This window comes from Bartonella sp. AC158YNML (assembly GCF_042196725.1).
GTDB lineage: Bacteria > Pseudomonadota > Alphaproteobacteria > Rhizobiales > Rhizobiaceae > Bartonella.
Genome location: NZ_JBHIQU010000017.1, coordinates 1 through 23,764, shown reverse-complemented (window position 1 = coordinate 23,764; position 23,764 = coordinate 1). Strand labels below are relative to the sequence as shown.

Below are 23,764 nucleotides of genomic sequence, written 5' to 3'. Positions count from 1 at the left end.
ATGCGCGTTTTGTCAAAATAGATTTTGACACCTAAAATTGTAAAAAAGAGCGAAAAATAGTGAAAATCAGAAAAAAGAGCGTTTTCATAGTAAAAATGAGAGAAGGCTTTGAAAGGTCTTTGAAAACCCTGTGAAAAATTTTGAAAAGTCTGTGAAAGCCCAGAAAACCGCCTTTGAAGACCCTGTGAAAAAAATCAATCCAAAAGTTCAATCGACTCCAAAACCAACCAAAAATGACAAAAAAAGCAAAAAAGATATGCGCCATATGGCGCGTTTCTATTTTTTGTAAATATAATTCTTTAAAAACAATGTATTATTTCATTTTCTTAATGTAAAGAGAAACGCGCCTGTATTTTTCATTTTAGAGAGGCATTAAGCCGTATCTTGTGTAGTTTCTAGATGTACTCTTTCAGCTTCTATTTGACGCTTTAAATGCAATTTTAGAAGAGGTAAAATAAGCTCGACTTCTTCCGTGTCGTTGATGTCTTGAACAAGCTCTTGCAGTTTTCCATAAAGTTCCGCCGCGCGTTCCGCTATATCTTCAGGAGGGATCTTTATATTTGCATCGCGATAGGTTGTATAAGCTATGCGACCAAGCTTTTTCATGAGACCAGCAGGGATAGCTGGTGGAGATATATTGAAAGACTGAGTTTTCATCATGTTTATGAACATTTCATCTTCACCAGTCAAAAGCCAATTTAGGTTGATCCCAAATTTTTCTCCATATGATGTTAAAACGGTTGCGTCTGGGGTTCTATCACCGCGTTCGTAATTGCCAAGCCCTTGAATACTAATACCAATTTTAAGAGAAAATATATCACGAGATAAGCCTACAAGCTTTCTTACCTCTATGAGGCGTCTTGCTAATGGGGTTTTTGGTTCATTTCTTTGTCGTGTCATATTAAAGAGGCATTAAGCCGTATCTTGTGTAGCTTCTAGATGTACTCTTTCAGCCTCTATTTGACGCTTTAAATGAATTTTAAGAAGAGGGAAAGTTGCTTCTACTTCTTCCGTGTCGTTGATATCTTGAACAAGCTCTTGCAGTTTTCCATAAAGTTCCGCCGCGAGTTCCGCTATATCTTCAGGGGGGAGTTTTATTTTAGCATCGCGATAGGTTGTATAAGCTATGCGACCGAGTTTTTTCATAAGTCCAGTAGGAATGGTTTGTGGTTTAAAACCTGCTGCTTTCGCTTTTGCCATGTCACTAAACATTTCGCCTTCTCCAGTGAGAAGCCAATGAAAGTCTACGCCATAAATTTTGTGATAGGCAATTACGATAGATGCTGGTGGTTCATTTACACCGAGCTCATAATTTGCGAGCGTACCTTTCGCTAAATCAAGAGTTTTTGCAAAAGCACCGCGTTCTTCATTTCCAAGCATTTTTCTTATGTCACGTAGGCGTTTTGCCAATGGTGTTTTTGGTTCTGAATCGGGACGTGCCAAAAAAATACCTCATAAATTCATTTTTTATGTTTACAAAACATATAAAATGAATTAACTACATATTACCGCCCGATATAGAGGGCAGATATTTTACAATTAACCCCACAAAAAACGGATGTGGGAGCATCCGTTTGAAGCAGGAGCGAAGTTTATGACTATCACACAAGTATGGGATCGCCATAGTATTTTAGCTGAGCTACGCCGCCGTAACATGACCTTGGCGGAGCTCGCGAAAGCATATCAACTCTCGTCATCCAGTGTTCAACACATCTGGACACGGTCTAACGAGAAAGCCGAACGTGCTATTGCCGATTTTATTGGCTTGCCCGTCGAGCAGGTTTTTAGCGACCGCTACCCCAAAAGTCGCCGTCGCATTTTTAAAGCAGCAAAACATGCCAATACAGATTCGGCAACACAGTCCGCATTGCGCGGTAATGCTGCTTGAACTTCGTTACACGGCTTTGCGTTTTTGCGCATTTGCCATGAATTTATTACCATAAGATGAAAAGGTTTATCAATGTCTAAAGATCAATACGAAATAGGCAAGATAAATTGCATAGAGTTGCATCATAGAACAGCCGTTTGGATGGGGTGGTTCTGGCGATTAGGGGGTGGTCATATTGTTTTTATAGGAGGTGGTTATGGTTGCTGCTTATAATTTATGGATGCCAGAGGCAAAAAGAGAAATCTTTAATCCTTATTCAGAAGCTGAGCGATTACAAATGATGCTTTCCTGTTCTTTAAAAGCAGTGAGTGGTGGATTTCGGCATGTACCAATCCGGTATATTATTGACCCACCGCATGGCTTATTTGATGCGATATTAGCGCGGCAAATTGCCATTCATATTTTGCATTATCAATTTGAGGTGCCGCGGCGGCGTATTGTTGCGATGCAAGTACGGAAGCAGACTGCTATCTTTCTTGCTTTGCAAGTGATTAACCGGCGTTTGGAAGAACCCGTTTTTGCGAAAGCTTATCGAAGATGGGCGGGGCGTGCGATGGATTTGTTCTTTAAAGAGATCAGAAAGGTGGGGGCGTGATGGCACAGTTTCAAAAGCTTGCTCTTGATGTGATTGTGGTACCGGAGCGTATACGCCCTGTGGATGATGAGCATGCCAAGGCACTTGCACAATCAATGGCGCGGGAGGGATTGATGAATCCGATTACGGTGCGCCATACCCCCAATGCTAAAGAGGGCAATTATACGCTTATTGCTGGTGCACACCGGCTTCGTGCTGCTGAGCTTTTGGGCTATAGTGACATTGATGCTGTTGTGGTGCAGGCGGATAAAGAGAATGCTGCGCTTTTAGAAGTGGCTGAAAATCTGTTTCGCAATGAATTGTCAGTGATTGACCGTGCGCTTTTTGTGCAGACTTACCGCGAATTGTGGGAAAAGAAGTATGGGGAGATTCAACGTGGTGGTGACCATGGTAATCAATATACAAAGGACAAAGTGGCAAAGGTGCAAGTTGCACCTTTGCCAAATGATAGTGACTTAAATGGCAAAGTGCAAGGTTTGCACTTTGCCAAACATGTGGCGGACCGCATTGGTTTTTCTCAAGATGTTGTAAAACGTCTTAACTGTATTGCCCAACATCTACAGCCGGAGTTGCGGTCTGTTTTGCGGGGGACGGCATTGGCGGATAATCAAGCGCAATTGTTGAAATTAGCCAAGATGGAGCCGGTTGCGCAACGGCGGGTGGCGATTGCTTTGCAACAGGTTGATGGAGATTTACGGCGGGCTGTTGATTTGGTCAATGGGGTTAATACGCCGCCGCAAATTAATGAACAGGAACGGATTTTTGCTCAGTTATTAGGGGTGTGGCAGAGAGCAGATGCGCAGACAAAGGCGCGGTTTTGTGATTATCTTGCAAGAGAACGAGGGGAGGAGCAAGCATGAAGACGCGTGGTTCCCAACAGCTTGATTTTTTCCAAAAGCCGGTTTTTCCCTGCCGCGAACCCGTTGCACAGATTGATTTAGGGCGGTTTCGCTCACGCATTAAGCGTGCGATGGCGCGGGCTTTGAGAGAATGCCGGCATGAGCGCAGTGAGATTGCAGAGCGCATGGCGCATTATTTAGGGATTGGGTGTTTAAGTAAGGCCAGTTTAGATGCTTATGTTGCGGAAAGTAAGCAGGTTGATATTTCCCTGCCGCGGTTTAAGGCATTTGTGCGGGCAACAGAAGCCTATTGGCTTTGGGATGAGGTTGTGAGTGAAGATGGATTGTTGCTGTTGCAAGGGGATGAGGCGCGTTTAGCAGAGATTGCGCGGTTGCAGCAGGAACAGCGGGAGATTGCAGCGCGATTGAAAGCCATGCGCGCAACGCCGGTTCGCATTAAAAGGGGGCAACCATGAAAGAATGGTTTACTATTGCCGAATTGGCTGAAGCAGCTTTGCCAGGGTTGCCGAAGAGTAAGGGCGGATTGCGTAAGATTTTGGCGACCACATGGCGTCATCAAAGTGGTTTGACACGTAAAGTTAAAGGGGTTTCTCGACCTATTGTAGAAGTTCACATTTCCTTATTGCCGGAGGGGGCGCGGGCGGCATTGTTGGTGCGGTTTGGTGGGGCTGTTGATGTGAAACAAACGCAAGGGGAGCAAAAGACAAGCATTTGGGTGCGTTATGAGGGGCTTTCAAAGGCGCATAAAAGGCGCTGTGAAGAGCGTTTGAAGGCACTTTGCTTTATGGATGATTTGCTTGTTTCTGGTATGGGTGTGCATGATGCGGCAAGTTTGAGTGCGGTGCAATTTGGTGTGAGCCGGATGTCGCTTTTTAATTGGCGGCAGATGGTGGAGGGGTATGAGCGCTCTGATTGGTTGGCAGCTTTAGCGCCTTGTTATTGTGAGGAGAATGTTTCGCAATTTGCGCCTTGTCATGATGGGGCGTGGGAGGTTTTTTGTTCGGATTATTTGCGCCCTTCTAAACCTGCTTTTTCGGCGTGTTATCGGCGCATGGTTTCGGTTGCGCAGGAGCGGGGTTTTGAGCCCATTCCTTCTGAGCGGGCATTGCGGCGTCGTTTTAAGGCGCAAATTTCTAAGGCTGTTGTGGTTTTAGCGCGTGAGGGAGAAGAAAAGGCAAAAAAGCTTTATCCAGCCCAACGGCGTGATCGCTCCAGCCTGCATGCACTGCAAGCAGTGAATATGGACGGGCATAAGCTGGATGTTTTTGTGAATGTTCCTTGGACAGAGAAGCCTGTGCGGCTTTATCTGATTGCCATTCAAGATCTTTATTCGGGCAAGATTTTATCGTGGCGCTTATCGGATGCTGAGAGTTGGGAAATCGTTCGTTTGGTGATTGGGGATATGGTGGAAGCTTATGGCATACCGGAGCGTATGACCTTGGATAATGGGCGTGCCTTTACCAGCAAATGGATTTCTGGAGGTGTGCAAAACCGCTTTCGTTTTAAGATTAAGCCGGATGATCCGCAAGGGCTTTTGACGAGTTTGGGTGTGCAGTTGCAATGGACCACCCCTTATAGCGGACAGTCTAAACCGATTGAGCGGGCATGGCGTGATCTGGCAGAAGCGATTTCTAAACATCCCTTTTGTGCGGGGGCTTATACGGGCAATAAACCGGATGCCAAGCCTGAAGATTATGGCAAGCGCGCGATAGGATTTGAAGCGTTTAAAGCCCATGTTGGGGCGCAAATTGTGGCGCATAATGCGCAAGCGGGGCGTAAGGCGGTTAATTGTGCGGGGCGCAGTTTTGATGAGACCTTTACTGAGAGCTTGCAAGCAGAGGGGACGATTATTCGGCAAGCAACGGCAGCACAACGGGCTTTATGGCTTTTAACCTCAGAAGCATTGCGTGCGCAAAAGGGTACGGGCGAGATCCATTTTTATGGCAATCGTTATTGGGCGCGGGCGTTGAATGAGCATGCGGGGAAAAAGGTGATTGTACGCTTTGATCCGGATAATTTGCATCAAGATTTACGGGTTTATGATTTGAATAATCGGTTGCTTTGTTTGGCACCATGCCTTTGTGATGTAGGTTTTTATGACCAGCATGCGGCGCGCTTGAATGGGCGTTTGCGTAAAGAATATGTGAAGGCTGTTAAAGCAGAAAAACAGCTAGCGGCAAAGCTTGCACCTGATCACTTGGCTGATGTTTATGGTCGCCTTGAGAAAAAGGATGAAGCGTTCAAATCGAAGCTTCCGATAAAGCCAAAGGTGAGCCGCTTGATGCCAAACAACGTGGGGAATTTAGCTTTGAAAGCAGACGATGATGAGGCTTTGGACGCCCAAGAATTTAGTCAACACTTACATAAAGCTTTGAGAAAGCTTTCGGCGTCTGATGAAGAGCGTGAAGTGATAAAGTTTCCCAAGCAATAAAATAAGGAAATAGGAAAAGAGAGGGGGGATTTATAAGAATTCTCAAAAGGAAGCCGATTTTGTATCGCGTACGGCTTGAAGCGTTAACAAAGAAAGGGGGGGAGGAATCTTATCCATTTCAAAGTCTAATCAATACATGAAGTTTCTAGGTATCTTTGCCTGATCGGGTGAGATACGTGGAGTTAGCAAGTTCCCTGATGTGTGAGAAAGAGAGGGGAATTTGTAAGGGAGCCGTTTTAGTATCGCGTACGGCTTTAAATGTTCATTGTAAAGACAAAAGATAAGGGGCAGGTTGGAGCCTTTCCCCTTATCAATAGTCTAAAATCAATACAGAGGGGAATATACATGAAAAACGCGATAAATGCAACGGTCGATAAAAATCCTTGGGCGCGACCTAAAATCCAGCCCAATGGAACAGCACAAAACCGCAACAGTGATGACATTGCTTTATGGAATGAGCTTGTGGATTCAGTGAGAGCTTTGGGGCAAATGAATGATTGGTCTAAGGCGGAAGTGGCGCGGCGCATAGGCATGCCGGATGGGACGTTTTCGCAATGGTATGCGGGCAGTTATGCGGGACAGTTGGGGAAGCAAAATGCGAAGGTTCAACAATGGGTTGAGGTTTTAAAGGAAACAGCGGGGTTTTTGGAGCGCATTCCTGAAAAGCCGGCTTTTCAGAGGAATCGAATTGCTAGTGAGATCATTGATACTTTAACACTGGCGCAAAGTACGGGGGATATGGTGATGATTACGCTTGATGCGGGCAGTGGTAAGACCGAAACCTGCCGCCATTACCGCGCGACCCGCCCGCATGTTTATCTGGTGACAGCAAGCCCGCATACGCGTAGTGTTCATGGTATTTTGAATGATATGGCAGCAGAATTGGAGGTGGTGGAATATAATCCCACCCGCTTAACGCGTGCTATTGGCAAAAAGTTAGAGCGCGTGGGCAGTGGCACGTTGTTGATCGTTGATGAGGCGCAAAATTTAACGGATGAAGCGATTAATCAGTTGCGCCACTTTGTTGATATCAATGGTACGGGGTTGGCTTTGGTTGGCAATGATGAAATCTCTGGACGGTTGGTTCATCGTCAAAATGGTCCCTCTTATGCGCAAATTAAAAGCCGATTGGCGATGCATTTGAAGCGTCGCAAGCCCTATAGTGAGGATATTGCAGCGCGCATTCATGATTGGGGGATTGAAGATGTTGGTGCGATAAAGTTTTTGACGGGAATTGGTTTGAAAGCAGGAGCTTTGCGGCAAATTGACAAAACCATGATGTTGGCACGCATGGCAGCGCTTGGAGATGGGTGTGAGGTGACCCTTAAACATGTCAAAGCGGCATGGAAAAACCGTGACGTGGAGGAATTGGCATGATCCCTTTATGCGACAAAGAATTATCCGATACGCTTGTTGGTCTTTATGACGATTATCAATGCGGTTTTGATATTGGAGAAAAGCTTAAATTGTGTGTTGATTTGGCGTTATTGCTTGAATTGGAGTTGAGTGTTCACCGTTTGGGGGAGGCTGATGCGGTTTTGGAAGGCCAAGTTGTGGAAGCTTTACGTTGTAGCCAAGCGCTTCATGCCAAGAGTGATGAGGGTGAGAAAGGAACGGTTATTCATATGGATTTTGGAGGCGGAAAATGATGGAACGGAACCCTTATATGGTGAGAGATTGCTTGGTTGCTTTGCGTTCTGCTTTACTCAAGCATGAAATGGAGGGCATTTTTCTGAGTGCGAAAGATGTTCGAGAATTGAATGATTATTTGCGTCGTCTCGCGGGCTATAATCATATTTTAGGTCATGAGCTTATGCGGTGTCGTTGGCAATTGAAAGCGGGATATGACCCTTTATCGGGTTCTATTTTACCGTTTCGTCGGTTTCAAAAAACACAGGAGGAAGTTGGTGATGAATCCACAAATTGAACTTGAAGGTACGCGTTATATGAAGGATGCGAAAGGGGCTTTGGTGCCAGTAAGCCTAATCCGCCCTGCGGATTTGCTTGAGGATGAAACGGTGCGCAAAATTATGGGTTTTGCGAAAGAATTATCGGCAAGGATTGCACGTTTTAACAGCCATACGATTGCGGATTTGAGTGGTTTTGATAGCTTGCTTGCGCAAGAATATGGTGTGGAGCGGCGTGGCAAAAAGGGCAATTGCACGTATACAAGCTTTGATGGTTTGCAACGCATTAAGGTGCAAGTTCAGGAAAGTGTTGATTTTGGACCGCAATTGCAAATTGCTAAAAGCCTTCTTGATGAGTGTTTGAATGAGTGGTCTGCGGATGCACGCCCTGAAATCCGTGCGATTATTACACGTGCTTTTAATACGGATAAAGAAGGTAAGGTGAATCGGGGGGAAATCTTTATGTTGCTGCGTTTGGATATTGATGATCCACGCTGGAAAGAGGCGATGCGTGCCATTCGTGAAGCTATTCGTGTGACGACATCTAAGGAATATGTGCGTTTTTATGAGCGCGATACATTGGAAAGCCCTTGGCGGGCTGTGACGCTTGATTTAGCCAAGACATAAAAGGGAGATAATAAGGGGATACCATGTCTTTAGCGGCTATTCATATGGGCAAACGCGCGTTAGGTCTTGATGATGAGACCTATCGCGCACTGCTTTTTCGATTGACAGGCAAGCAATCGGCAAAAGATTTGAATTTTTCAGAACAGCGCTTTGTGATGCAAGAAATGCGAGCATATGGGGGTGAGGTCAATGGCAAGCGTTTAGAGGGAAAATATGCCAAGAAGCTCCAGGCGCTCTGGATTGCTGGGTGGAATCTTGGCATTATCCGTGATCGTTCAGATAAGGCGTTGCTTGCCTTTGTGAAAAGACAGACAGGCGTTGATCATATTCGCTTTTTACGCGATAGCGATGATGCATGCAGAGCCATTGAGGCGTTGAAAGGTTGGTTGCAGCGTGAGGGTGGGGTTGACTGGAGAGGGAAAAACCGCGAAGATTCATGGAGGAAGAAACCAAGCATTTCCATTTTGTGTGCCCAATGGAAGTGTTTAAATCCGGATGCTGTGTTTGAGCTTGGTGCTTTTCATCAAAGTGTTATGGCGTTAAGTGGTAAAGCTTTGGGCGAGATGAATGGGAGCGATTTTAGAGAAGTGATGAATGTTTGGGGGCGGAAAATCCGTAAAAGTGTAAAAAGCGAGGGGTAAGCATGTATGCAAGAGGAAGTCTATAGCGATTTTCCTGCCTTATTGCGAGAAATAGCTGATGTTGCGGGCAGTGAAGCAGCATGGAATATGATGCGGGCTTTTGGTGGACGAGAAGTTTATATACCTGGGCGTCTTGAGAGTGCGGATTGGTTGATTGAGATTGTTGGGTTTGAAGAAGCGCAGCAATTGATCAACTATTTTTGTTTTAATGGTTCGGGAGTGCGCCTTCTTATCCCCCTTGGCAGAGATGCTGAACGGCGGCAAAAAATGGTGCAAGCGTTGCAAAAAGGCTGGTCGGTGGATGCTGCCGCTGCTGTTTCTGGTATGCATGTGCGTACAGCCTATCGCTTGAAGAAGAAAATATCTTTGCAAGAACCACAAGGTTCGTTATTTCCAGAGTTTTATGAGTATTGAGAGTTTTGACTGACAGTGTCAGGCTTATATTGGGGGTGGAGATCCGATAAACTGCGCATGGATTTTTATGCATTGAGTGGTTTGTTATGATTTCAATAGATGCTTCTTTTCTTCACCGCCTTGCGCCTAAACTGGCGCATCATGCGCGTCAAGATTTTATTATTGTTGAAATGGCACGCGTGTTGCCTGAAGCTTTATCCTATGGGGCACTCACAACACCGTTGCGTATTGCGCATTTTTTAAGCCAATGTGCGCATGAGAGTGATGGCTTTTTTACCGTTTGTGAATATGCCTCTGGGCGTGCTTATGAGGGGCGGCGTGATTTAGGCAATATCAACCCTGGTGATGGGGTGCGCTTTAAGGGGCGTGGTTTGATCCAGTTGACGGGGCGCAATAATTATCGCCGTTTTACGAGGTTTTGGTGCTCAGTTGATAAACAAGCGGTTGATTGTGAAGATTTTCCAGAAGAGTTGGAAAAGTTTCCAGCAGCGCTTTGGTCTGCTGTTTGGTTTTGGCAAATGAAAGGCTTGAATAGGCTGGCTGATCAAGATGATTATCTCAGGATTACCAAGGCGATCAATGGGGGCAAGAATGGACTTGTGCAACGTTTGATTTATTTGAACCGCGCCAAAAAGCTTTTGGGGCTTGGAGGCGAGGTGAAAGCATGAAGCCCTCTTATCGTGGTTCTAGGCTCTATTTATGGTGGTCTTTTTGGTTTGCTTGGGGGGTTATTTTTTTGCTCGTTTCTGGTGGTTTGTGGGGGGCTCCGCATATTGTTGATATGGCGAGCATTTCTATTCCTTCGATGGTGGCGATTATTGTTGGCAATCTGGGGGTGCATCGTGGCTTTGGTTCTATGGATTTTTCTAATAGGAAACATTCCCATAAGCGGCATAGCCGCTCCTATGATGGGGTGGAGATAACGGGGTGGGGAGATAAAAGCAATGTTTAGCCCTGTTTCAAAACTGTCTTTTGGTCTGCTTTTTTTTGTCAGTGTGATGTTGGCGGCTTTTGGCTTTATGAAAGCGCAAATTTTAAAAGCGGAAAAGGCGCGTGATTTGTATTGGCAGTTGGAGATTGCCAAGGCTTCAGCGCGTGCACTGCTTGTACAAGAGCGACAAAGACAAGCAGCGTTGGAATCTGAGCATCGAGCGCAAGGGGTGATTTCTGCTTTAGAACAAAAGCTTATCAAAATGGAGGAAGTCAATGGGAAGTTGCCGGTTACTGGCGGTGGCATTGGGCTTGAGCGTGTGCGCTTGCTCAACACACAAGCCGGTGGGTAGCCTTTCTTATCATTTTTTATCGGTTGAATTGCCGCCTGTTGTTCGCATGGCGTGTTCCCGCCCAGCTTTATTGCCAGAGCGTGCTTTGAATGCGCGCGAAGTGGTGCACTATTGGGGGCGTGATCGTGCTGCTTTATTGATTTGTGAACAGCGCAGAAAAGCTGCGGAGAGGGCGATTTTAGGCACAAGAGAGGGGACTTTTAAGTGAACTTGGATATCAGTGTTGCCAATGGCTGGTTGTCTTTATTGTTATCGGTTATTGCGATTTGTGGGGTTTTGAGAGCCTATTTTTCTTCCGGTGCGCGGGAAATGCTGAAAGATATCACGGCGCTTAAAGAGCGTGTGCAAAAGTTAGAAACAGAGATGGATTTTTTGCCTGATCGTGATGCGCTGCAAAGATTGGAAGTAAATATGGAGAAATTGAATGGTCGCCTCAATACGCTTTCTGCACAATTACAACCGGTGGCAGCCATTGGTGAGCGCTTGCAAGAGTTTTTGTTGGAGAATGCCAAGAAATGAAAGCAGATATGGATAAAATCATCCGTGAAGAAGCGCGGTTGATTATTTTAAAAGGGCTTGCTTGTGAGCGCAGTGAAACTTTATCGAGTGCGATGATTGAGCGGCTTTTATACAGTTATGGCATCAGGCGCGATCGCGACTTTGTGCATAATGAACTGGCATGGATGGAAGATCAAGGTGCTGTTACGTTAAAATGTGTGGGTTCGGTTTTTCTTGCGGCATTAACAGAACGGGGAGCACGTCATTTAGACCGAAGCTTTTCCATTGAGGGGATTAAGCGGCCTAAACGTTCATCAATAAAATATGAGGTGAAGGATGCGCAAGGTCGGGCGTGGACGTTTAACGGCGATTGATTTATTGCCGCAAGCTTGTGATCAAATCATTGCAGAGGCGGCTGAGGCTTTAAACGGGCGTGAAAAGACGCAAAAAGCCATTTATGATGAATTTAAAACAGCTTTGAAGGCTTTACGAAAGGAAACGGGTTTAAGCTTTTCTATACCCTCCTTTTCGAGTTTTAATCGTTATTCTTTGCGGCTAGCCGTGATGTCACGGCGCCTAGAACAGACAAGAGAAATTGCCGCAAGCCTTTCCAAGCGTTTTGATGCCAAAGCTTCTGATAATATCACTCTTTTGACGGCGGCAGCGATTAAGGAGTTGATTTTTTCAACGTTGAGCAGTGGGAAAAACCTTTCGCCAAAAGCGACACAAGAATTAGCCAATGCGCTCAAAGGAGTTTTGGCGGCTGAACATTTGTCGACCACCAGACGGCAAAGATTAGAGAAGGATTTTACCACTAAAGCAAGTAAAGCGGTTGATGTGGCAGCAGCAGCGGCGGGGCTCTCAGAAGAAACAGCGCGGGCTATACGTGCGCAGGTGTTGGGGGTAAAACATGGCTGAACAGCCCTTTTCAAAAAGTCATGTCTTTGATCATCAAGGTGGTTTTGATATTTGGCGGAAAAGTGCTTTTCCCAAAGAGAGTGATCCCTTAGCGGAAGGCGTTTTGATGGCGCATCAACGGGCATGGATTGAGGATAAATCACCGTTAAAATTGGTGGAAAAGGGGCGGCGCACCGGTATTACTTTTGCTGAAGCTTTGGATGATACTCTTATTGCGGCGGCAACCGTTAAGGCAGGGGGCGATAATGTTTTTTATATTGGTGACACCAGAGACAAGGGGCGTGAATTTATTGGCTATGTGAGCAATTTTGCCAGAGCCATTACAAGCCACAGTGGGGATGTGGAGGAATTTTTATTCTCTGATCAAAGGGCGGATGGTTCAACGAAATATATCTCTGCTTATCGGGTGCGTTTTGCTTCGGGATTTCGGGTTGAGGCGCTTTCTAGCCGCCCTGAAAACATTCGGGGGTTACAGGGCATTGTAGTGATTGATGAGGCGGCGTTTCATCAAGATGTGCGCGCTGTTTTGGATGCTGTCAATGCTTTGCTCATTTGGGGAGGAAAAATCCGTGTGATCTCCACCCATAATGGTGTGCTCAATCCTTTCAATGAATTGATCCGTGAAGCACGAGCAGGCAAAGTGCCTTTTTCGGTGCATTATTACCCCTTTGGTGTTGCTGTTAAAAATGGCTTGTTTAAACGGGTTTGTGCCATGAAGGGGGAGGTGTGGAGTTTAGCATCTGAGCAACAATGGGAAGAGCAAATTCGTGCCTCTTATGGGGTGCGTTTGGCTGCTATGCGCCAAGAATTAGATGCCATACCAGCCGATCAAGAAGGGGCGGCTTTAACACGTTTGCAGATTGAAAATTGTTGTGTTCCGGGTATTGCGGTGTTGCGTTTTGCTTGTGTGGATGATTTTAAAAATCAATCGGAACATCAACGAAGTGTTGCTGCTTTTGCTTGGTGTGAGAAGCATATAAAACCTCTTCATGCTGGGCTTGACCGGCGGCGCCAACATGTTTTTGGCGTTGATTTTGCCCGCAGTGGTGATGCCACCTCCATTGTGGTGATGGAGGTGGGACAAGATTTGGTGCGCCGTGTACGGTTTATGGTGGAATTGCGCAATACGCCGTTTGATCAACAAAGAGAGATTTTATTTTATGGGGTGAATGGTTTGCCGCGTTTGATGGGCGGCGCGTTAGATGCGCGGGGCAATGGGGCTTATTTAGCCGAAAAAGCGGCGCAACGTTATGGAGCTCTTGTGAAGGAAGTTCCCTTGTCACAAAGTTGGTATGGCAAGGAAATGCCGGCTTATTTAGAAGCTTTTGGGGATGGGACGATTGTTTTGCCGCGCGATAGTGACATTGTTGCCGATCATCAAGCGCTTGCTTATGTCAATGGCATTGTGAAAATTCCAGACAATCACCGTTTTAAAGGCAGTGACGGTTTTATGCGCCATGGTGATAGCGCGATTGCTTGCGCTTTGGCTTATTTTGCCAGCCGCCAAACTCCTGAAATTTATGATTATACACCTGTAAGAGAGGCTTATCATTTTGATGAAAGCTCGCTCTTTTCAACGCTTTTTTTTTCAACAATGCGATCAAAGATTTATTGATGGGATAATGAGATGGTAAAACTTTTAGATCAGTGGGTCAGGGCGCTTAATATCAAAGGGTTGGAGCGAGAAGTTGCAAGCCCTACCGTTGGCGGTGTTCGTGATGTATGGTCACAAACCATTGTCAGTGGTCTCACCCCTGCGCAACTTGCTGATATTTTGCAACAGGCAGCACAGGGGCATCCAGAGCAGTTTTTCCAACTTGCCGATGATATGGAAGAGCGTGATTTGCATTATCGTGCTGTGCTTGGCATGCGTAAAAATGCCCTTACAGGGGTGGAACCTAGTGTGATTGCAGCAAGCAGCAGTGCACAGGACAAAAAGATAGCAGATGCGGTGCGGGAAGTGATCAGTGCACCTACCTTTGTTGATGATTATGTGACGGATTTGTTAGATGCTTTGGGAAAAGGCTATGCGGTTGTTGAAACTTTGTGGGACAAGAGTGCCAAGGAATGGTGGCCGGTTGCTTGGAAATGGCGTGACCAGCGGTTTTTTCAATTGGATCGGCGGGATGGTTTTCATTTGCGTTTAAAAGAAGAGGGGTCTTTTAATGGAAGTGAATTGCCTGCTTATAAATTTTCTATTCACAGACCCAAGTTGAAAAGCGGTTTGCCTATTCGTTCTGGGCTTGCGCGGCTTGCAGCTTGGGCATTTCTCTTCAAGTCTTATACACTGAAAGATTGGATGGCTTTCTTAGAAGTTTATGGCATGCCTTTGCGTGTGGGTAAATATGGTGCGAGCTCTTCTCATGAGGAACGGCGGGTTCTCATTCAAGCGGTGCGTGATTTATCCAGTGATGCGGCAGCGATTATTCCCAAAGAGATGGAGATTGAATTTATTGAAGCGGCAGGGGGCAGTGGCAATGCGGTTTTTGGTGTCAAAGCGGAATATTTAGATCGGCAGATTTCTAAAGGGGTATTGGGGCAAACGATGACGACGGATGAAGGTTCGTCTTTTTCGCAAGCGCGCATTCATGAAAATGTACGCCATGATATTGCAAGAGCTGATGCACGCCAATTAGCCTTGACAGCTAATCGTGATTTGATTGTGCCCTTTGTTGAGATTAATTTTGGGCGCCAAGAGCGCACTCCCCTTGTCTATTGGCCGATTTCTGAAAATGAAGATATTAAAGCCATCAGTGACGCTTTGGAAAAACTTGTGCCCTTGGGTTTGCGTGTTGGGGCGCAAGAAGTGCGCAATAAGATTGGCTTTTCGCAACCAAAAAAAGAAGAGGATGTTTTAAAGGCTCCTGATAATTCGTTTGATGATGAGAGGGGACAAGAGGATGGTGAGGCAAGACAAAAGGCTCATGTTTGTGCTGATTGTGGAGGTGTTTTTGATGTTTCTGTGACAAGAGAGGACAAGGGTGGAAAAGAGCAGGGTGGGAAACATCACGACGAATTGGACCGGCTTTCACAAGAAGCTTTAAGCGACTGGGAAGAGGACTTAGAACCCCTTTTAGAGCCTTTTAAAAAGCTTGTGAGAGAAGCAAAAAGTTATGAGGATATCCTTAAAGGCTTAGATGAATTATTGGGTGAGATGGATCATCATGCATTAGCAGCGCGCTTGGCAAAGGTGCAAATGATTGCACGTGGGCTTGGGTATCATGGATGAGGAACTTTTTAAAACCGCCCCTAAAGAGGTCACCCGTTATTTTGAAGCCAAGGCACTTGTTCCAAGTTTTGATTGGCGTGATATAGCACCAGAAGAACATGCCTTTTCCTTTACGGTGGCAAAATCGCTAGGCTATGACATTTTAGAAGATTTTAAACAAGCGGTTGGAGAGGCTATAAAACATCAAGTTCCTTTTCAAGAATTTCAAAAAAATCTGATGCCGATTTTACAAGAAAAGGGTTGGTGGGGTAAAAAGACCAGCATTGACCCCAAAACTGGTGAAAAGAGCGTGGTGCAATTGGGCAGCCCGCGACGCTTAGAGACGGTCTATTGGGCTAATACCATGAGTGCGCATGCAGCAGGCGAGTGGGAGCGCACACAAAATAATAAAGAATTTTTGCCCTATCTCACCTATGCTTTGTCGAGTTCAGAACATAAGCGTTTAGAACATGAAAGTTGGGTGGGGTTTACGGCACCTGTTGATGATCCGGTTTGGGATTGGCTTTATCCACCCAATGGCTGGCGGTGTAAATGTAGTGTGCGACAGGTAAGCCGTTATGAAGCAGAAGATTTAGGCTATGAAGAGGATTCGCCGCCACTTCAAGTGGAGCAGAAGGTTTGGCACAATAAGCGAACGGGAAAAATTGAGAAGATACCAAAGGGGATTGATCCTGGTTGGCATTCTAATCCTGGGAAACATCGCGCGCAAAACTTAAGCAATTTTTTGAGTGATAAAGTCTCTGTGATGGGGGACAATCGAAAACGCATTGCCATTGAAGATATTGTGGGTTCACCACTTTTGGAAGCCATGTTTGAAGGACGTATGCCTCGCGGGTTTATTCCCATTGCTCCGATGATAAATAAGGTGGGTGATGTTTTTGCAGCGGACGGTTCTCTTATTCGCTTATCTTCAGACAGTGTGAAACATATTTTGTTAGAGCATCAAGCGCGTGATCTTCGCTTGGATGATTTTCGTGGCGCCATTCAAACATTCATAAAACCCCATGGCATTATCAGGCGAAAAGGTGTACCGAGCGTTGTGTTTTTGGGTGAAAATGATGGGGTATGGTGGCGCTTAGCAGTTAAATTCGTGGCAAGCAAACAAGAATGGTGGTTGACCTCCATGCATAAAAAGAGCTCTAGAGAAATTGGACGCTTATTGGATGCGGCTGAAAAAAAGGGCGAGAGGTTGTTGTAAAGAAAACAACAGGAAGAAAGTCTTTTGTTCTTAATGGAAAAGAGGCGAGGAAAATGAGAAGGCGTGGAGGGCGGTCAACTCCTCGCAGATCCGGTAAAACCGTCCTGGTATAACTGGCTCACGCCTCGCGGATAATGTAACAGTTTAAAAGTTTAAAAGCAATCTTTAAAAAAACAGCTTGAGAGAGGCTTTTTTGTATAAGACGATAAATTGTACCTCTAACTTCACAACGGCGCTCTATCGCCTTTGAAGTGCCTTTGAAAACGATTTTATGGGATGGTTTGACACGGGGGGCTCTCACAAGAAGAATAATAGGGAAAAGAGTGCTTTTTTGAGAAATGCTCTTTTGACTGACAGTGTCAGACTTATAGTGGGAGTAAGTTTCATGCATTGTATTGCCAATGACAATTGTAAAGCAATAGGCAATGTTTATGGAGCAAGAATTTCACGAAAATGGCGAAGATGGGCATGCTGAGATATGTCATGACGAGACATTTCATGCCGCGTTAATAGATCTTTGCCAAGACGTTACCGTTAGCCAAGCGCCTGAGTGGGTCGAGCTTTTGCCCAAAGCGCCGCATGTGAAGGCTCGTGATGGACGACAATGGCATTATAACCCGCAAACTATTTTAAAAGCTTTTGCAGCCAATAAAGGACCGCTTGTGATTGATTATGAGCATGGGCAACATCACCGAGCGAGAAATGGCTTGGAAGCGCCGGCAAGTGGCTGGATTGAAGAGTTAGCAGAGCGGGATGGTGCAATTTGGGGGCGGGTTAAATGGACCGATATGGCTACCAAAAAAATTATTGCCCGAGAATATCGCTATCTTTCGCCGGAGTTTCGCCATTCGAAGAAAGGTGAAATTTTAAATTTAGCCGGTGCTGGTTTGGTGAACCGTCCAGCCCTTGTCATGACGGCTTTAAGCCGTGAACAGCCTTCCCCTATAACTTTGACGGAGAAAATGATGGATTTGACAGCCATTGCCAGTGCTCTGGAGCTGGCAGAAGATGCTAAAGCGGATGAGATTTTAGCAACGCTTAAAGCGCGCGAAAAAGAACGCGTGGAACTTTGTGCTCAATTGACAAAGGTGCAAGAAGATTTAGCGCTTTTGCAAGAAGAGCAGAAAAATAAGGCTATTGAGAGCCTTTTAGACAAGGCCATTGAAGAGGGCAAAATCTTGCCGGCTGCCCGCGAGGAATATCGTGCACTCTGTAGCTTTGAAGGGGGTGTGGAACATTTTAAAAGTTTGGTCGAGAAGTTGCCGGCGCTTGCCGCTAGGAGTCCTTTGGAGACCTCTTGTCTCAAGCAAGAACCAAAGCTTGCGCCAGAAGAGATTGCTGTTGCGGCACGCCATTATAAGGAAGAGCAGAAGCAAAAAGGGTGGGATATCACCATTAGCCAAGCAGTTGATTATATTTGCGAACAAAAGGAGCGCCAATCATGAGTACGATGATTTTAATTAAATCTTTTCGCGCCATAGATGTGATTTCACCTTATTGCATTGTTGCAGCGCGCACTGAGGGAATGGTGGCAACGGCTTCTGGTAAGGGTGATAAATTATTAGGGACTGCTGGGGCATTGAGCGCAAAGGCTGGTGAGATGATTGATGTTGGCCAATGTGGTTGGGGCGAAGTGGTTTGTGGGGGCAATGTTTCTTTTGGTGATTTTTTGACCTCTGACCCCAAAGGACACGCCATTAAAGCGGAAGCTGCAGATCGCACGATTGGTATTGCCATGAGTGATGGTTCTGCTGGTGATGTTATTTCTTTTAAAATTAATTAATCGAGGCTTATGATGAACAGACCTTTTCCCATTGATCCAACACTCACCGCTATTGCTATTGGTTATCGCAATCCAGCTGGCTCTCTTATTGGCGATAGAGTTTTGCCCCGTGTTTCTGTTTTAAGTGAAGTGTTTAAATATAGTGAATTTCCCTTAGCGGAAAATTTTACGGTGCCTGAGCTTGAGATAGGGCGGAAAGGACGCCCGAATGTGGTGGAATTTTCTGCCTTTGAACGGGAAGCTAGTGTCAAAGATTACGGACTTGATGATCTCATCCCCAATTCAGATATTGAAGCAGCGGCACGCGCACGAGCAGAAAAGCGCTCTCGTTATAACCCCGAAAAGACAGCAGTAGAAGGTCTTGCCAATTTGCTGGAGTTGGGGCGTGAAGTGCGTGTGGCAGCGCTTGTGCAAAGAAGTGAAAATTACGCACCAGAGCGGGTGATTACGCTTAAGGGTGAAAATAAATTTAGCGATTATGAGAAATCTGACCCTTATGCTGTTTTAGATGAGGCGATGGATAAAAGTCTCGTCTATACACCCAACACCATTGTTATGGGCAAAGTTGTTTGGTCAAAACTCAAACGTCATCCCAAAATCATTAAAGCCGTTAAAGGGGGTGGCACTGCTGATGGTTTTGTCACCAAGGCGCAATTTGCTGATCTGATGGAAATACACCCCGATCGGTTACTCATTGGTGAATCGCAAGTGAATTTGGCCCGCAAAGGACGCGCGGCACAATTGGCACGCGTTTGGGGCAATAAGATTGCTCTGCTTTATATTGATCCTACCAAACAACAGGCAGATGGTTCGGTGATCAGTTGGGGCTTTAGTGCTCAGTTAGGCGAGCGTTTGTCTGGAGTGATCCAAGATCCAGATATCGGCTTGTCGGGCGGTAAACGGGTGCGTGTTGGTGAACGCGTTTGTGAATTGGTCGCCGCAAAAGATGCCGGTGTTTTGTTGCAAGAAGTTGTCTAAGGGAAACTTTTAAACATGGCTTATGCAAGCAAAAGATTGATTGAAGAGCTCTGGGGCGTTGATTTCTTGACCGACTTATGTGGGATGGATGAGCATTCTGATCCAGTTCTTTTAAGAAAAGCCATTGATCTTGCGCTTGAACAGGCAAGTGGTGAGATTGATGTGCATCTGTCTCATCGCTACTGTGTCCCCATTGTTGGACAGCCAGCGGCTCTGGGTATGATCTGTGTCAATATTGCTGTTTATAATTTAGCCATACGCCATACGGCACTGACCACCACCATTGAAGATCGTTACAAACAGGCGGTTGATTTACTGAAACGCATTGCGGAAGGCAAAGCGGGTTTGGGTGTGGATGAACCTAAAATTATGAGCGAAGATGGTCCTGTTAAGGATGGGGCTTTTTTCCATGCTAAGCCGCGTTTGATGGGAAGGTAATATGTCTGTTGCAACCCATATTGAGATTAAAGAGACAGGGCTTGAAGCGGCTTTATCCTTTTTGCAAAAGGGGGCTGATAGTTCGATGGGGACTTTGGCACAAGGGGTTGGACGTCTCATTCAAGAGAGCACAAGGCGGCGGATTCAAAGTGAAAAAACCTCTGCCCAAGGAGAGAAGTGGAAAAACAATTATGCTCGCACCTCCATTCTTTTTGCCAGTGGGGCGCTTTCACGCTCCATTGATATGAAAGCTTCACCAGAAAAGGTGATTGTGGGGAGTGGGTTGGTTTATGCACGGATTCATCAATTGGGTGGGGTTATTCACCCGAAAAATGGCAAGACACTGCGCTTTTTTCTGAAAAGCAGCAAAGCACACCGCTTTGTTTGTGTGCATCAGGTAACCATGCCCGCCCGTCCTTATTTGGGGCTTTCAGAACGCAATAAAGTGGAAATTGTCAAAGCGGCAGAAGATTGGCTGGGAAGGGTCTTTTCATGAGTCAAACGGTCAAGCAAGCAGGGCGCATTAATCAGTTTCGTGAAGCGGTGATACGGAGCCTTAAAGGCGCTTTGCCGGATGTGCGTGATTGCGGCTGTCAATTTGGGCGTTTTAATTTAGAAGAATTGGAAACACAAATGCTTGTGGCTCCAGCAATACGGGTTGCGGTGTTAGAAAGCCGCTTGAGTTCTGTGGCTTCTGGACAGCAGAGTACTGATCTTCATTTAGGGGCTTTTATTATTACCACGGGTAAAGAGCGTGATATCCAAAGTTGGCTTCTGGCAGAAGCTATTGCGGTTTTATGCCATAGCGGGCAATTGTGGGGGCTAACGCATTTGAGTGCCCCGCGTGATGTCCAGATTGAACCGATTATCTCTGCGGCGATTAAGCAGCGTGGTGTGTCGATTAGTGTGGTGGAATGGCACCAAGATTTGTATCATTTGGGAAAAGATATTTTTTGTGATGAGGGAAAACTCAAAAGTGGTTTGATTTCATGGGACAATGAGGTGGGGGCATGAATGACGCATATCTCTTAAGTGATACCTTTCGACAAATCATGAAGCGTCTTGATGCCCTTGAACGCTGTCTTGCCAACCAACACATGATTGGGCGGGTTGTGCAAGTTGATGGCCATAGGGTTCGGGTGAAACTTTTCTCTGAGAGTGCCAATGGACAAGCGGTTTTATCGCCTTGGCTACAAGCGCAAGAAGCGGCGGGGGCTGTTTCCAGCAATATGCCGCTCCATGTTGGTGATCCGGTGCGGTTGTTGAACCCCCATGGTGAGATTGGCTCTGCCTCTCTGGTTGTACGCGATAGCTATAGTGAGGATATGCCTAATCCAGCCCGTCACGCCGAAGAGTTGGCGCTCTGTTATGCCGGTGGCGCTTTGCGGATGACAAAAGATGAACTTATTCTTTCCCATGGGGAAAACCAAATTCATTTGAGTGCACAAGGTTTGGTGCTTTCTCATCAAGCAACCCGTGTTGAATTAACGGGCAGTGTGCAGATTGAAGCAAAAGATTTACAGCATAATCAAAAATCTGTTGGCGCAAGCCATAAACACGGCGGGGTCAAAATGGGTCCCTCCACAACCTCTTCCCCTCTTTAAAGGAGTTTTATGATGCGTGAGAACACTTATGTTATTTTAACCAATGCCGATTTTGTTGCTGGTCAACGTTCACCGGGCAAGGGTGAGGAAATTTGTTTAAGTGAAGAGGCAGCAAAATACCCTTTGCTGCTTGGTCAGATTGCTGAAAAACCAGCCCCTGTTGTTGCGGCGACCCCAACGGTTTCTACCACAAAGACAAGCAAAGGGGCTTAAAGCATGCGGTGCGGGATGAGCGAAAAGGATGGCTCTCTCTTGTATGGCTTTGCGCATTGCCAACAATCACTCCATAAATGTTTAATGACAAGGGTAGGAACACGGGTTTTGCGTCGCCATTATGGGTGTGATGTCAGAGAATTCCAAGACGCCAATGCTGATCCTGCAACAATCTTACGTCTTTATCAAGCTATTGCCTGCGCGCTTGATGATCCAGAATGTGGAGAGCCTGGGTTCTCATTGCAAAGGATTGATCTGACCAAAGCAACGCGTGAGGGAACATTCCACTTTGTTTTAAGGGGAGTTTTTTATCCCGATGGCCATTTGGGGGATTGGTCCCATGGGCAAGAGATGCAATTTCCTTTAGAGGTCTCTTATGGCAGAGCTTGAACATTTACCCTTTTCACAGATTCCTTTGCCACAAATTATTGAAGAGCTTTCTGTTGAAGCAATTTTAGAGCAAAAGATTGCGCGTTTGATGGATGTTTTTGCAGCCCATCATATTCCTTATAATGTGGAAAAGACCGCCTATGACCCCGTGGTCATTCAATTACAAGCGGCTGCTTATGAAGAGTTGCTGTTGCGCCAACGGATCAATGAAGTAGCGCGAGACAATTTACTAGAATTTGCGCGTGGGACAAGTTTAGACCATTTGGGGGATTTTCATGGGGTCACGCGCCTTTTGGATGAAGATGATGAGCGGTTTCGCCGCCGCATTCGCTTAAATAGACAAGGACATTCCACAGGGGGCACAGCGCCACGTTATCAATATTTTGCGCTCTCCAGTGATATCCATGTCAAAGATGCTTTTGTTTATCGTGAGGGCAAAAGCCCGATTATTCATGTGGCTCTTTTTAGTGACAGCCCATCAGGGGTGGCAGATGAAGCTTTAATTGCCAAGGTGCAAGCCGCCCTTGATGAAAAACAGGTAAAAATGACCAATGATACTCTCTTGGTCAAAAGTGCGGTGCAGCGGGTGATCAATGTTTCTGCTGATTTTTGGTTGTTACCGGATGAAGGCTCCTTTGTTTTGGAAAGAGCAGAGCAGAATTTGAGAGAAGAATGGGCGTGCACATGGAGGCTTGGGCGTGATCTTTCTTTAAGTTGGATACTCAGTCGCCTGATGGTTGAGGGTGTGCACCATGTGAACATAACGCAACCGTGCAAGGATATTCTGGTCGCGCCTCATGAAGCAGTGACACTAGGGGAAATTGCCTTATCATTACGGGGGCACGCTTATTAATGCTCTCGTTGTTATTGCCCCCAAATTCAAGCTTGTTTGAACGTTGTCTTGCTGACGCAATGGCTGTTGATCCTCAAGTTAAAAGGGCACTCGAAGATATTTCCCGTGCCAAATTAATCACGCGTCCCCCTTCTTGGTTACCCTCTCTCATTGATGAATATGGTTTGCAAGAATTAAGCCCTTATTTCTCTAACTCTTATGATTTGATTGACCAAGGACTTGCATGGCAAAATATTCGCGGCTCCCTTGCGGCAATAGAGATGGGGTTGAGATGGTTAGAGCTTTCCGCGCGTTTTAAGCCCGCATGGTCTGGGCGTGCATGGTGGAATTCCTTTCAACTTGATTTTGATCACTTGCCTGAACGAACACAGCTTGAAGCCATTGAAGCAATCGTGAGACTTTCCAAAAGTTTGCGCTCTGATTTTCGTCGTGGTGTTTATGGTTATGATGTTGGAGCTGTTGAATGCAATATGTCACACCTTGATGAGTGCATGCTGGACTTCGAGAGTGGCATCTGTCTTACAGCTGGGGGAACTTTGTTTTCCTTTGGACGCACAACAGAAATCAATCACACGCTGACGAAAGAAGAAGGCACATTAATTGGCAACTGGATTGATGACGGGGATGAGGAGTTAAGCTGGAAGCAAATTGATTACCCTTGGGATTTGGCAAATTTTCCGTGGTGTTCGGTCAAAAAACATGAACGCGACATACTCATGGCAGAATGGTTCCAAAATCGTCCCCTTTATTTGGCTTTAAGAGACGCAAACAACACTCTGATTGGGTATCGCCGATGCTATGCTGTAGCGCCTGTCGAACAGGTTTTAGAGGGTGTTTATAACCATTGTGGCAACAAATTTAACCCTTCCCCAACCGGCACTCTGTTGTTTCTGGCAGCTCGCACAGACTTTCATGATGTTGCGGACAAACAAGCCACCTCTGTTTCCCTTCTCGTTCATGGCTCTCTTGCACAACAAACCCCTCCTGGCAAGCTTTGGCTTGAAGCTCATGAACTG

The 23,764-nt window shown here is 45.9% G+C and carries 36 protein-coding genes; 34 read left to right on the top strand and 2 right to left on the bottom strand.

Translation table 11 applies throughout. The annotated features are described in order from the left end of the window. Positions 1 to 130 precede the first annotated feature (130 nt). A complete protein-coding gene (locus ACFIM1_RS07880) occupies positions 131 to 289 on the top strand; it encodes a hypothetical protein (protein WP_375694579.1) in 159 nt (52 codons plus the stop codon). An 83-nt stretch (positions 290 to 372) separates the two neighbouring features. Here the strand turns inward: ACFIM1_RS07880 and ACFIM1_RS07875 are convergent, their stop codons facing one another. Further along, entirely contained in the window at positions 373 to 900 is a 528-nt protein-coding gene (locus ACFIM1_RS07875) for a helix-turn-helix domain-containing protein (RefSeq protein ID WP_375694578.1), read from the bottom strand. Positions 901 to 912: 12 nt separating this feature from the next. Then, on the bottom strand, positions 913 to 1,443 hold the full coding sequence (locus tag ACFIM1_RS07870) for a helix-turn-helix transcriptional regulator (RefSeq protein WP_375615420.1): 531 nt from the start codon (positions 1,441 to 1,443) through the stop codon (positions 913 to 915). A gap of 151 nt (positions 1,444 to 1,594) precedes the next feature. Between ACFIM1_RS07870 and ACFIM1_RS07865 the strand changes: the two genes are divergently transcribed. The 33 genes from ACFIM1_RS07865 to ACFIM1_RS07705 form a co-directional block, all read left to right on the top strand. Next, a complete protein-coding gene (locus tag ACFIM1_RS07865; protein WP_375614894.1) occupies positions 1,595 to 1,888 on the top strand; it encodes a helix-turn-helix domain-containing protein in 294 nt (97 codons plus the stop codon). A 72-nt stretch (positions 1,889 to 1,960) separates the two neighbouring features. After that, the gene (locus ACFIM1_RS07860; protein WP_375615419.1) at positions 1,961 to 2,101 is read left to right on the top strand and encodes a hypothetical protein; all 141 of its coding nucleotides are present in this window, start codon (positions 1,961 to 1,963) and stop codon (positions 2,099 to 2,101) included. After that, the gene (locus ACFIM1_RS07855; RefSeq protein WP_375615418.1) at positions 2,085 to 2,483 is read left to right on the top strand and encodes a hypothetical protein; all 399 of its coding nucleotides are present in this window, start codon (positions 2,085 to 2,087) and stop codon (positions 2,481 to 2,483) included. The genes ACFIM1_RS07860 and ACFIM1_RS07855 overlap by 17 nt, the downstream gene beginning before the upstream one ends. Continuing rightward, positions 2,483 to 3,343 carry a ParB/RepB/Spo0J family partition protein gene (locus ACFIM1_RS07850; RefSeq protein WP_375615417.1) on the top strand — a complete coding sequence of 287 codons (861 nt, stop codon included), beginning with the start codon at positions 2,483 to 2,485 and terminating at the stop codon, positions 3,341 to 3,343. The genes ACFIM1_RS07855 and ACFIM1_RS07850 overlap by 1 nt, the downstream gene beginning before the upstream one ends. Beyond that, positions 3,340 to 3,798 (top strand): hypothetical protein, encoded by a 459-nt coding sequence (locus ACFIM1_RS07845; RefSeq protein WP_375615416.1) that lies wholly within the window; start codon positions 3,340 to 3,342, stop codon positions 3,796 to 3,798. The genes ACFIM1_RS07850 and ACFIM1_RS07845 overlap by 4 nt, the downstream gene beginning before the upstream one ends. Further along, positions 3,795 to 5,774, top strand: a complete 1,980-nt coding sequence (locus tag ACFIM1_RS07840) for a transposase domain-containing protein (protein WP_375615415.1) — start codon at positions 3,795 to 3,797, stop codon at positions 5,772 to 5,774. Before ACFIM1_RS07845 ends, ACFIM1_RS07840 begins: the two co-directional genes overlap by 4 nt. A gap of 345 nt (positions 5,775 to 6,119) precedes the next feature. Continuing rightward, positions 6,120 to 7,151: an AAA family ATPase gene (locus ACFIM1_RS07835; protein ID WP_375618796.1), complete on the top strand. Its 1,032-nt coding sequence runs from the start codon at positions 6,120 to 6,122 to the stop codon at positions 7,149 to 7,151. Then, entirely contained in the window at positions 7,148 to 7,423 is a 276-nt protein-coding gene (locus ACFIM1_RS07830) for a hypothetical protein (RefSeq protein ID WP_375607958.1), read from the top strand. Before ACFIM1_RS07835 ends, ACFIM1_RS07830 begins: the two co-directional genes overlap by 4 nt. Continuing rightward, positions 7,423 to 7,701: a hypothetical protein gene (locus ACFIM1_RS07825; protein ID WP_375615422.1), complete on the top strand. Its 279-nt coding sequence runs from the start codon at positions 7,423 to 7,425 to the stop codon at positions 7,699 to 7,701. The genes ACFIM1_RS07830 and ACFIM1_RS07825 overlap by 1 nt, the downstream gene beginning before the upstream one ends. Then, positions 7,685 to 8,308, top strand: coding sequence for a DUF3164 family protein (locus ACFIM1_RS07820; protein ID WP_375615413.1), 624 nt, complete (start codon positions 7,685 to 7,687; stop codon positions 8,306 to 8,308). The genes ACFIM1_RS07825 and ACFIM1_RS07820 overlap by 17 nt, the downstream gene beginning before the upstream one ends. Positions 8,309 to 8,331: 23 nt before the next feature. Next, positions 8,332 to 8,949 carry a gp16 family protein gene (locus ACFIM1_RS07815; RefSeq protein WP_375615412.1) on the top strand — a complete coding sequence of 206 codons (618 nt, stop codon included), beginning with the start codon at positions 8,332 to 8,334 and terminating at the stop codon, positions 8,947 to 8,949. Positions 8,950 to 8,955: 6 nt separating this feature from the next. Then, complete coding sequence (locus ACFIM1_RS07810) at positions 8,956 to 9,363, top strand: helix-turn-helix domain-containing protein (RefSeq protein ID WP_375614061.1); 408 nt, start codon at positions 8,956 to 8,958, stop codon at positions 9,361 to 9,363. A gap of 86 nt (positions 9,364 to 9,449) precedes the next feature. Continuing rightward, a complete protein-coding gene (locus ACFIM1_RS07805; RefSeq protein WP_375607962.1) occupies positions 9,450 to 10,031 on the top strand; it encodes a glycoside hydrolase family 19 protein in 582 nt (193 codons plus the stop codon). Further along, positions 10,028 to 10,315 (top strand): hypothetical protein, encoded by a 288-nt coding sequence (locus ACFIM1_RS07800; RefSeq protein ID WP_375607963.1) that lies wholly within the window; start codon positions 10,028 to 10,030, stop codon positions 10,313 to 10,315. Before ACFIM1_RS07805 ends, ACFIM1_RS07800 begins: the two co-directional genes overlap by 4 nt. Then, the gene (locus tag ACFIM1_RS07795; protein ID WP_375607964.1) at positions 10,308 to 10,646 is read left to right on the top strand and encodes a hypothetical protein; all 339 of its coding nucleotides are present in this window, start codon (positions 10,308 to 10,310) and stop codon (positions 10,644 to 10,646) included. Before ACFIM1_RS07800 ends, ACFIM1_RS07795 begins: the two co-directional genes overlap by 8 nt. Further along, positions 10,639 to 10,854, top strand: a complete 216-nt coding sequence (locus tag ACFIM1_RS07790) for a hypothetical protein (RefSeq protein ID WP_375607965.1) — start codon at positions 10,639 to 10,641, stop codon at positions 10,852 to 10,854. The genes ACFIM1_RS07795 and ACFIM1_RS07790 overlap by 8 nt, the downstream gene beginning before the upstream one ends. Further along, the gene (locus ACFIM1_RS07785) at positions 10,851 to 11,165 is read left to right on the top strand and encodes a DUF2730 family protein (protein WP_375607966.1); all 315 of its coding nucleotides are present in this window, start codon (positions 10,851 to 10,853) and stop codon (positions 11,163 to 11,165) included. Before ACFIM1_RS07790 ends, ACFIM1_RS07785 begins: the two co-directional genes overlap by 4 nt. Then, entirely contained in the window at positions 11,162 to 11,518 is a 357-nt protein-coding gene (locus tag ACFIM1_RS07780) for a hypothetical protein (RefSeq protein ID WP_375607967.1), read from the top strand. The genes ACFIM1_RS07785 and ACFIM1_RS07780 overlap by 4 nt, the downstream gene beginning before the upstream one ends. Beyond that, positions 11,481 to 12,062: a phage protein Gp27 family protein gene (locus ACFIM1_RS07775; protein ID WP_375694575.1), complete on the top strand. Its 582-nt coding sequence runs from the start codon at positions 11,481 to 11,483 to the stop codon at positions 12,060 to 12,062. The genes ACFIM1_RS07780 and ACFIM1_RS07775 overlap by 38 nt, the downstream gene beginning before the upstream one ends. After that, positions 12,055 to 13,677, top strand: coding sequence for a hypothetical protein (locus tag ACFIM1_RS07770; RefSeq protein ID WP_375615411.1), 1,623 nt, complete (start codon positions 12,055 to 12,057; stop codon positions 13,675 to 13,677). Before ACFIM1_RS07775 ends, ACFIM1_RS07770 begins: the two co-directional genes overlap by 8 nt. Positions 13,678 to 13,689: 12 nt before the next feature. Continuing rightward, on the top strand, positions 13,690 to 15,291 hold the full coding sequence (locus ACFIM1_RS07765; RefSeq protein WP_375615410.1) for a DUF935 domain-containing protein: 1,602 nt from the start codon (positions 13,690 to 13,692) through the stop codon (positions 15,289 to 15,291). After that, positions 15,284 to 16,489 carry a phage minor head protein gene (locus tag ACFIM1_RS07760; RefSeq protein WP_375614063.1) on the top strand — a complete coding sequence of 402 codons (1,206 nt, stop codon included), beginning with the start codon at positions 15,284 to 15,286 and terminating at the stop codon, positions 16,487 to 16,489. Before ACFIM1_RS07765 ends, ACFIM1_RS07760 begins: the two co-directional genes overlap by 8 nt. Before the next feature lie 431 nt (positions 16,490 to 16,920). Further along, complete coding sequence (locus ACFIM1_RS07755) at positions 16,921 to 17,934, top strand: phage protease (RefSeq protein WP_375615409.1); 1,014 nt, start codon at positions 16,921 to 16,923, stop codon at positions 17,932 to 17,934. Beyond that, the gene (locus ACFIM1_RS07750; protein ID WP_375607972.1) at positions 17,931 to 18,272 is read left to right on the top strand and encodes a hypothetical protein; all 342 of its coding nucleotides are present in this window, start codon (positions 17,931 to 17,933) and stop codon (positions 18,270 to 18,272) included. The genes ACFIM1_RS07755 and ACFIM1_RS07750 overlap by 4 nt, the downstream gene beginning before the upstream one ends. Before the next feature lie 12 nt (positions 18,273 to 18,284). Next, positions 18,285 to 19,250 carry a capsid protein gene (locus ACFIM1_RS07745; protein WP_375607989.1) on the top strand — a complete coding sequence of 322 codons (966 nt, stop codon included), beginning with the start codon at positions 18,285 to 18,287 and terminating at the stop codon, positions 19,248 to 19,250. A gap of 15 nt (positions 19,251 to 19,265) precedes the next feature. Beyond that, a complete protein-coding gene (locus tag ACFIM1_RS07740) occupies positions 19,266 to 19,688 on the top strand; it encodes a phage protein Gp36 family protein (protein ID WP_375615408.1) in 423 nt (140 codons plus the stop codon). 1 nt (position 19,689) lies between these two features. Beyond that, on the top strand, positions 19,690 to 20,184 hold the full coding sequence (locus tag ACFIM1_RS07735; protein ID WP_375607974.1) for a phage virion morphogenesis protein: 495 nt from the start codon (positions 19,690 to 19,692) through the stop codon (positions 20,182 to 20,184). After that, the gene (locus tag ACFIM1_RS07730; RefSeq protein ID WP_375607975.1) at positions 20,181 to 20,702 is read left to right on the top strand and encodes a hypothetical protein; all 522 of its coding nucleotides are present in this window, start codon (positions 20,181 to 20,183) and stop codon (positions 20,700 to 20,702) included. The genes ACFIM1_RS07735 and ACFIM1_RS07730 overlap by 4 nt, the downstream gene beginning before the upstream one ends. Next, the gene (locus tag ACFIM1_RS07725; protein WP_375607976.1) at positions 20,699 to 21,292 is read left to right on the top strand and encodes a baseplate assembly protein; all 594 of its coding nucleotides are present in this window, start codon (positions 20,699 to 20,701) and stop codon (positions 21,290 to 21,292) included. Before ACFIM1_RS07730 ends, ACFIM1_RS07725 begins: the two co-directional genes overlap by 4 nt. A gap of 12 nt (positions 21,293 to 21,304) precedes the next feature. After that, the gene (locus ACFIM1_RS07720) at positions 21,305 to 21,505 is read left to right on the top strand and encodes a hypothetical protein (protein ID WP_375607990.1); all 201 of its coding nucleotides are present in this window, start codon (positions 21,305 to 21,307) and stop codon (positions 21,503 to 21,505) included. 3 nt (positions 21,506 to 21,508) lie between these two features. Then, positions 21,509 to 21,895, top strand: a complete 387-nt coding sequence (locus ACFIM1_RS07715; RefSeq protein ID WP_375607977.1) for a GPW/gp25 family protein — start codon at positions 21,509 to 21,511, stop codon at positions 21,893 to 21,895. Further along, a complete protein-coding gene (locus tag ACFIM1_RS07710) occupies positions 21,882 to 22,748 on the top strand; it encodes a baseplate J/gp47 family protein (RefSeq protein WP_375607978.1) in 867 nt (288 codons plus the stop codon). The genes ACFIM1_RS07715 and ACFIM1_RS07710 overlap by 14 nt, the downstream gene beginning before the upstream one ends. Then, the coding region (locus ACFIM1_RS07705; protein WP_375694571.1) for a phage tail protein at positions 22,748 to 23,764 on the top strand (1,017 nt) is incomplete at its 3' end. The genes ACFIM1_RS07710 and ACFIM1_RS07705, both read left to right, overlap by 1 nt.

Bases quoted from the DNA above. Each gene is read 5' to 3' on its own strand.
- ACFIM1_RS07875 (WP_375694578.1), bottom strand. From the start codon at position 900: ATGACACGACAAAGAAATGAACCAAAAACCCCATTAGCAAGACGCCTC.
- ACFIM1_RS07865 (WP_375614894.1), top strand. From the start codon at position 1,595: ATGACTATCACACAAGTATGGGATCGCCATAGTATTTTAGCTGAGCTA.
- ACFIM1_RS07860 (WP_375615419.1), top strand. From the start codon at position 1,961: ATGTCTAAAGATCAATACGAAATAGGCAAGATAAATTGCATAGAGTTG.
- ACFIM1_RS07855 (WP_375615418.1), top strand. From the start codon at position 2,085: ATGGTTGCTGCTTATAATTTATGGATGCCAGAGGCAAAAAGAGAAATC.
- ACFIM1_RS07850 (WP_375615417.1), top strand. From the start codon at position 2,483: ATGGCACAGTTTCAAAAGCTTGCTCTTGATGTGATTGTGGTACCGGAG.
- ACFIM1_RS07845 (WP_375615416.1), top strand. From the start codon at position 3,340: ATGAAGACGCGTGGTTCCCAACAGCTTGATTTTTTCCAAAAGCCGGTT.
- ACFIM1_RS07840 (WP_375615415.1), top strand. From the start codon at position 3,795: ATGAAAGAATGGTTTACTATTGCCGAATTGGCTGAAGCAGCTTTGCCA.
- ACFIM1_RS07835 (WP_375618796.1), top strand. From the start codon at position 6,120: ATGAAAAACGCGATAAATGCAACGGTCGATAAAAATCCTTGGGCGCGA.
- ACFIM1_RS07830 (WP_375607958.1), top strand. From the start codon at position 7,148: ATGATCCCTTTATGCGACAAAGAATTATCCGATACGCTTGTTGGTCTT.
- ACFIM1_RS07825 (WP_375615422.1), top strand. From the start codon at position 7,423: ATGGAACGGAACCCTTATATGGTGAGAGATTGCTTGGTTGCTTTGCGT.
- ACFIM1_RS07820 (WP_375615413.1), top strand. From the start codon at position 7,685: ATGAATCCACAAATTGAACTTGAAGGTACGCGTTATATGAAGGATGCG.
- ACFIM1_RS07815 (WP_375615412.1), top strand. From the start codon at position 8,332: ATGTCTTTAGCGGCTATTCATATGGGCAAACGCGCGTTAGGTCTTGAT.
- ACFIM1_RS07810 (WP_375614061.1), top strand. From the start codon at position 8,956: ATGCAAGAGGAAGTCTATAGCGATTTTCCTGCCTTATTGCGAGAAATA.
- ACFIM1_RS07805 (WP_375607962.1), top strand. From the start codon at position 9,450: ATGATTTCAATAGATGCTTCTTTTCTTCACCGCCTTGCGCCTAAACTG.
- ACFIM1_RS07800 (WP_375607963.1), top strand. From the start codon at position 10,028: ATGAAGCCCTCTTATCGTGGTTCTAGGCTCTATTTATGGTGGTCTTTT.
- ACFIM1_RS07795 (WP_375607964.1), top strand. From the start codon at position 10,308: ATGTTTAGCCCTGTTTCAAAACTGTCTTTTGGTCTGCTTTTTTTTGTC.
- ACFIM1_RS07780 (WP_375607967.1), top strand. From the start codon at position 11,162: ATGAAAGCAGATATGGATAAAATCATCCGTGAAGAAGCGCGGTTGATT.
- ACFIM1_RS07775 (WP_375694575.1), top strand. From the start codon at position 11,481: ATGCGCAAGGTCGGGCGTGGACGTTTAACGGCGATTGATTTATTGCCG.
- ACFIM1_RS07770 (WP_375615411.1), top strand. From the start codon at position 12,055: ATGGCTGAACAGCCCTTTTCAAAAAGTCATGTCTTTGATCATCAAGGT.
- ACFIM1_RS07765 (WP_375615410.1), top strand. From the start codon at position 13,690: ATGGTAAAACTTTTAGATCAGTGGGTCAGGGCGCTTAATATCAAAGGG.
- ACFIM1_RS07760 (WP_375614063.1), top strand. From the start codon at position 15,284: ATGGATGAGGAACTTTTTAAAACCGCCCCTAAAGAGGTCACCCGTTAT.
- ACFIM1_RS07755 (WP_375615409.1), top strand. From the start codon at position 16,921: ATGGAGCAAGAATTTCACGAAAATGGCGAAGATGGGCATGCTGAGATA.
- ACFIM1_RS07750 (WP_375607972.1), top strand. From the start codon at position 17,931: ATGAGTACGATGATTTTAATTAAATCTTTTCGCGCCATAGATGTGATT.
- ACFIM1_RS07745 (WP_375607989.1), top strand. From the start codon at position 18,285: ATGAACAGACCTTTTCCCATTGATCCAACACTCACCGCTATTGCTATT.
- ACFIM1_RS07740 (WP_375615408.1), top strand. From the start codon at position 19,266: ATGGCTTATGCAAGCAAAAGATTGATTGAAGAGCTCTGGGGCGTTGAT.
- ACFIM1_RS07735 (WP_375607974.1), top strand. From the start codon at position 19,690: ATGTCTGTTGCAACCCATATTGAGATTAAAGAGACAGGGCTTGAAGCG.
- ACFIM1_RS07730 (WP_375607975.1), top strand. From the start codon at position 20,181: ATGAGTCAAACGGTCAAGCAAGCAGGGCGCATTAATCAGTTTCGTGAA.
- ACFIM1_RS07725 (WP_375607976.1), top strand. From the start codon at position 20,699: ATGAATGACGCATATCTCTTAAGTGATACCTTTCGACAAATCATGAAG.
- ACFIM1_RS07720 (WP_375607990.1), top strand. From the start codon at position 21,305: ATGCGTGAGAACACTTATGTTATTTTAACCAATGCCGATTTTGTTGCT.
- ACFIM1_RS07715 (WP_375607977.1), top strand. From the start codon at position 21,509: ATGCGGTGCGGGATGAGCGAAAAGGATGGCTCTCTCTTGTATGGCTTT.
- ACFIM1_RS07710 (WP_375607978.1), top strand. From the start codon at position 21,882: ATGGCAGAGCTTGAACATTTACCCTTTTCACAGATTCCTTTGCCACAA.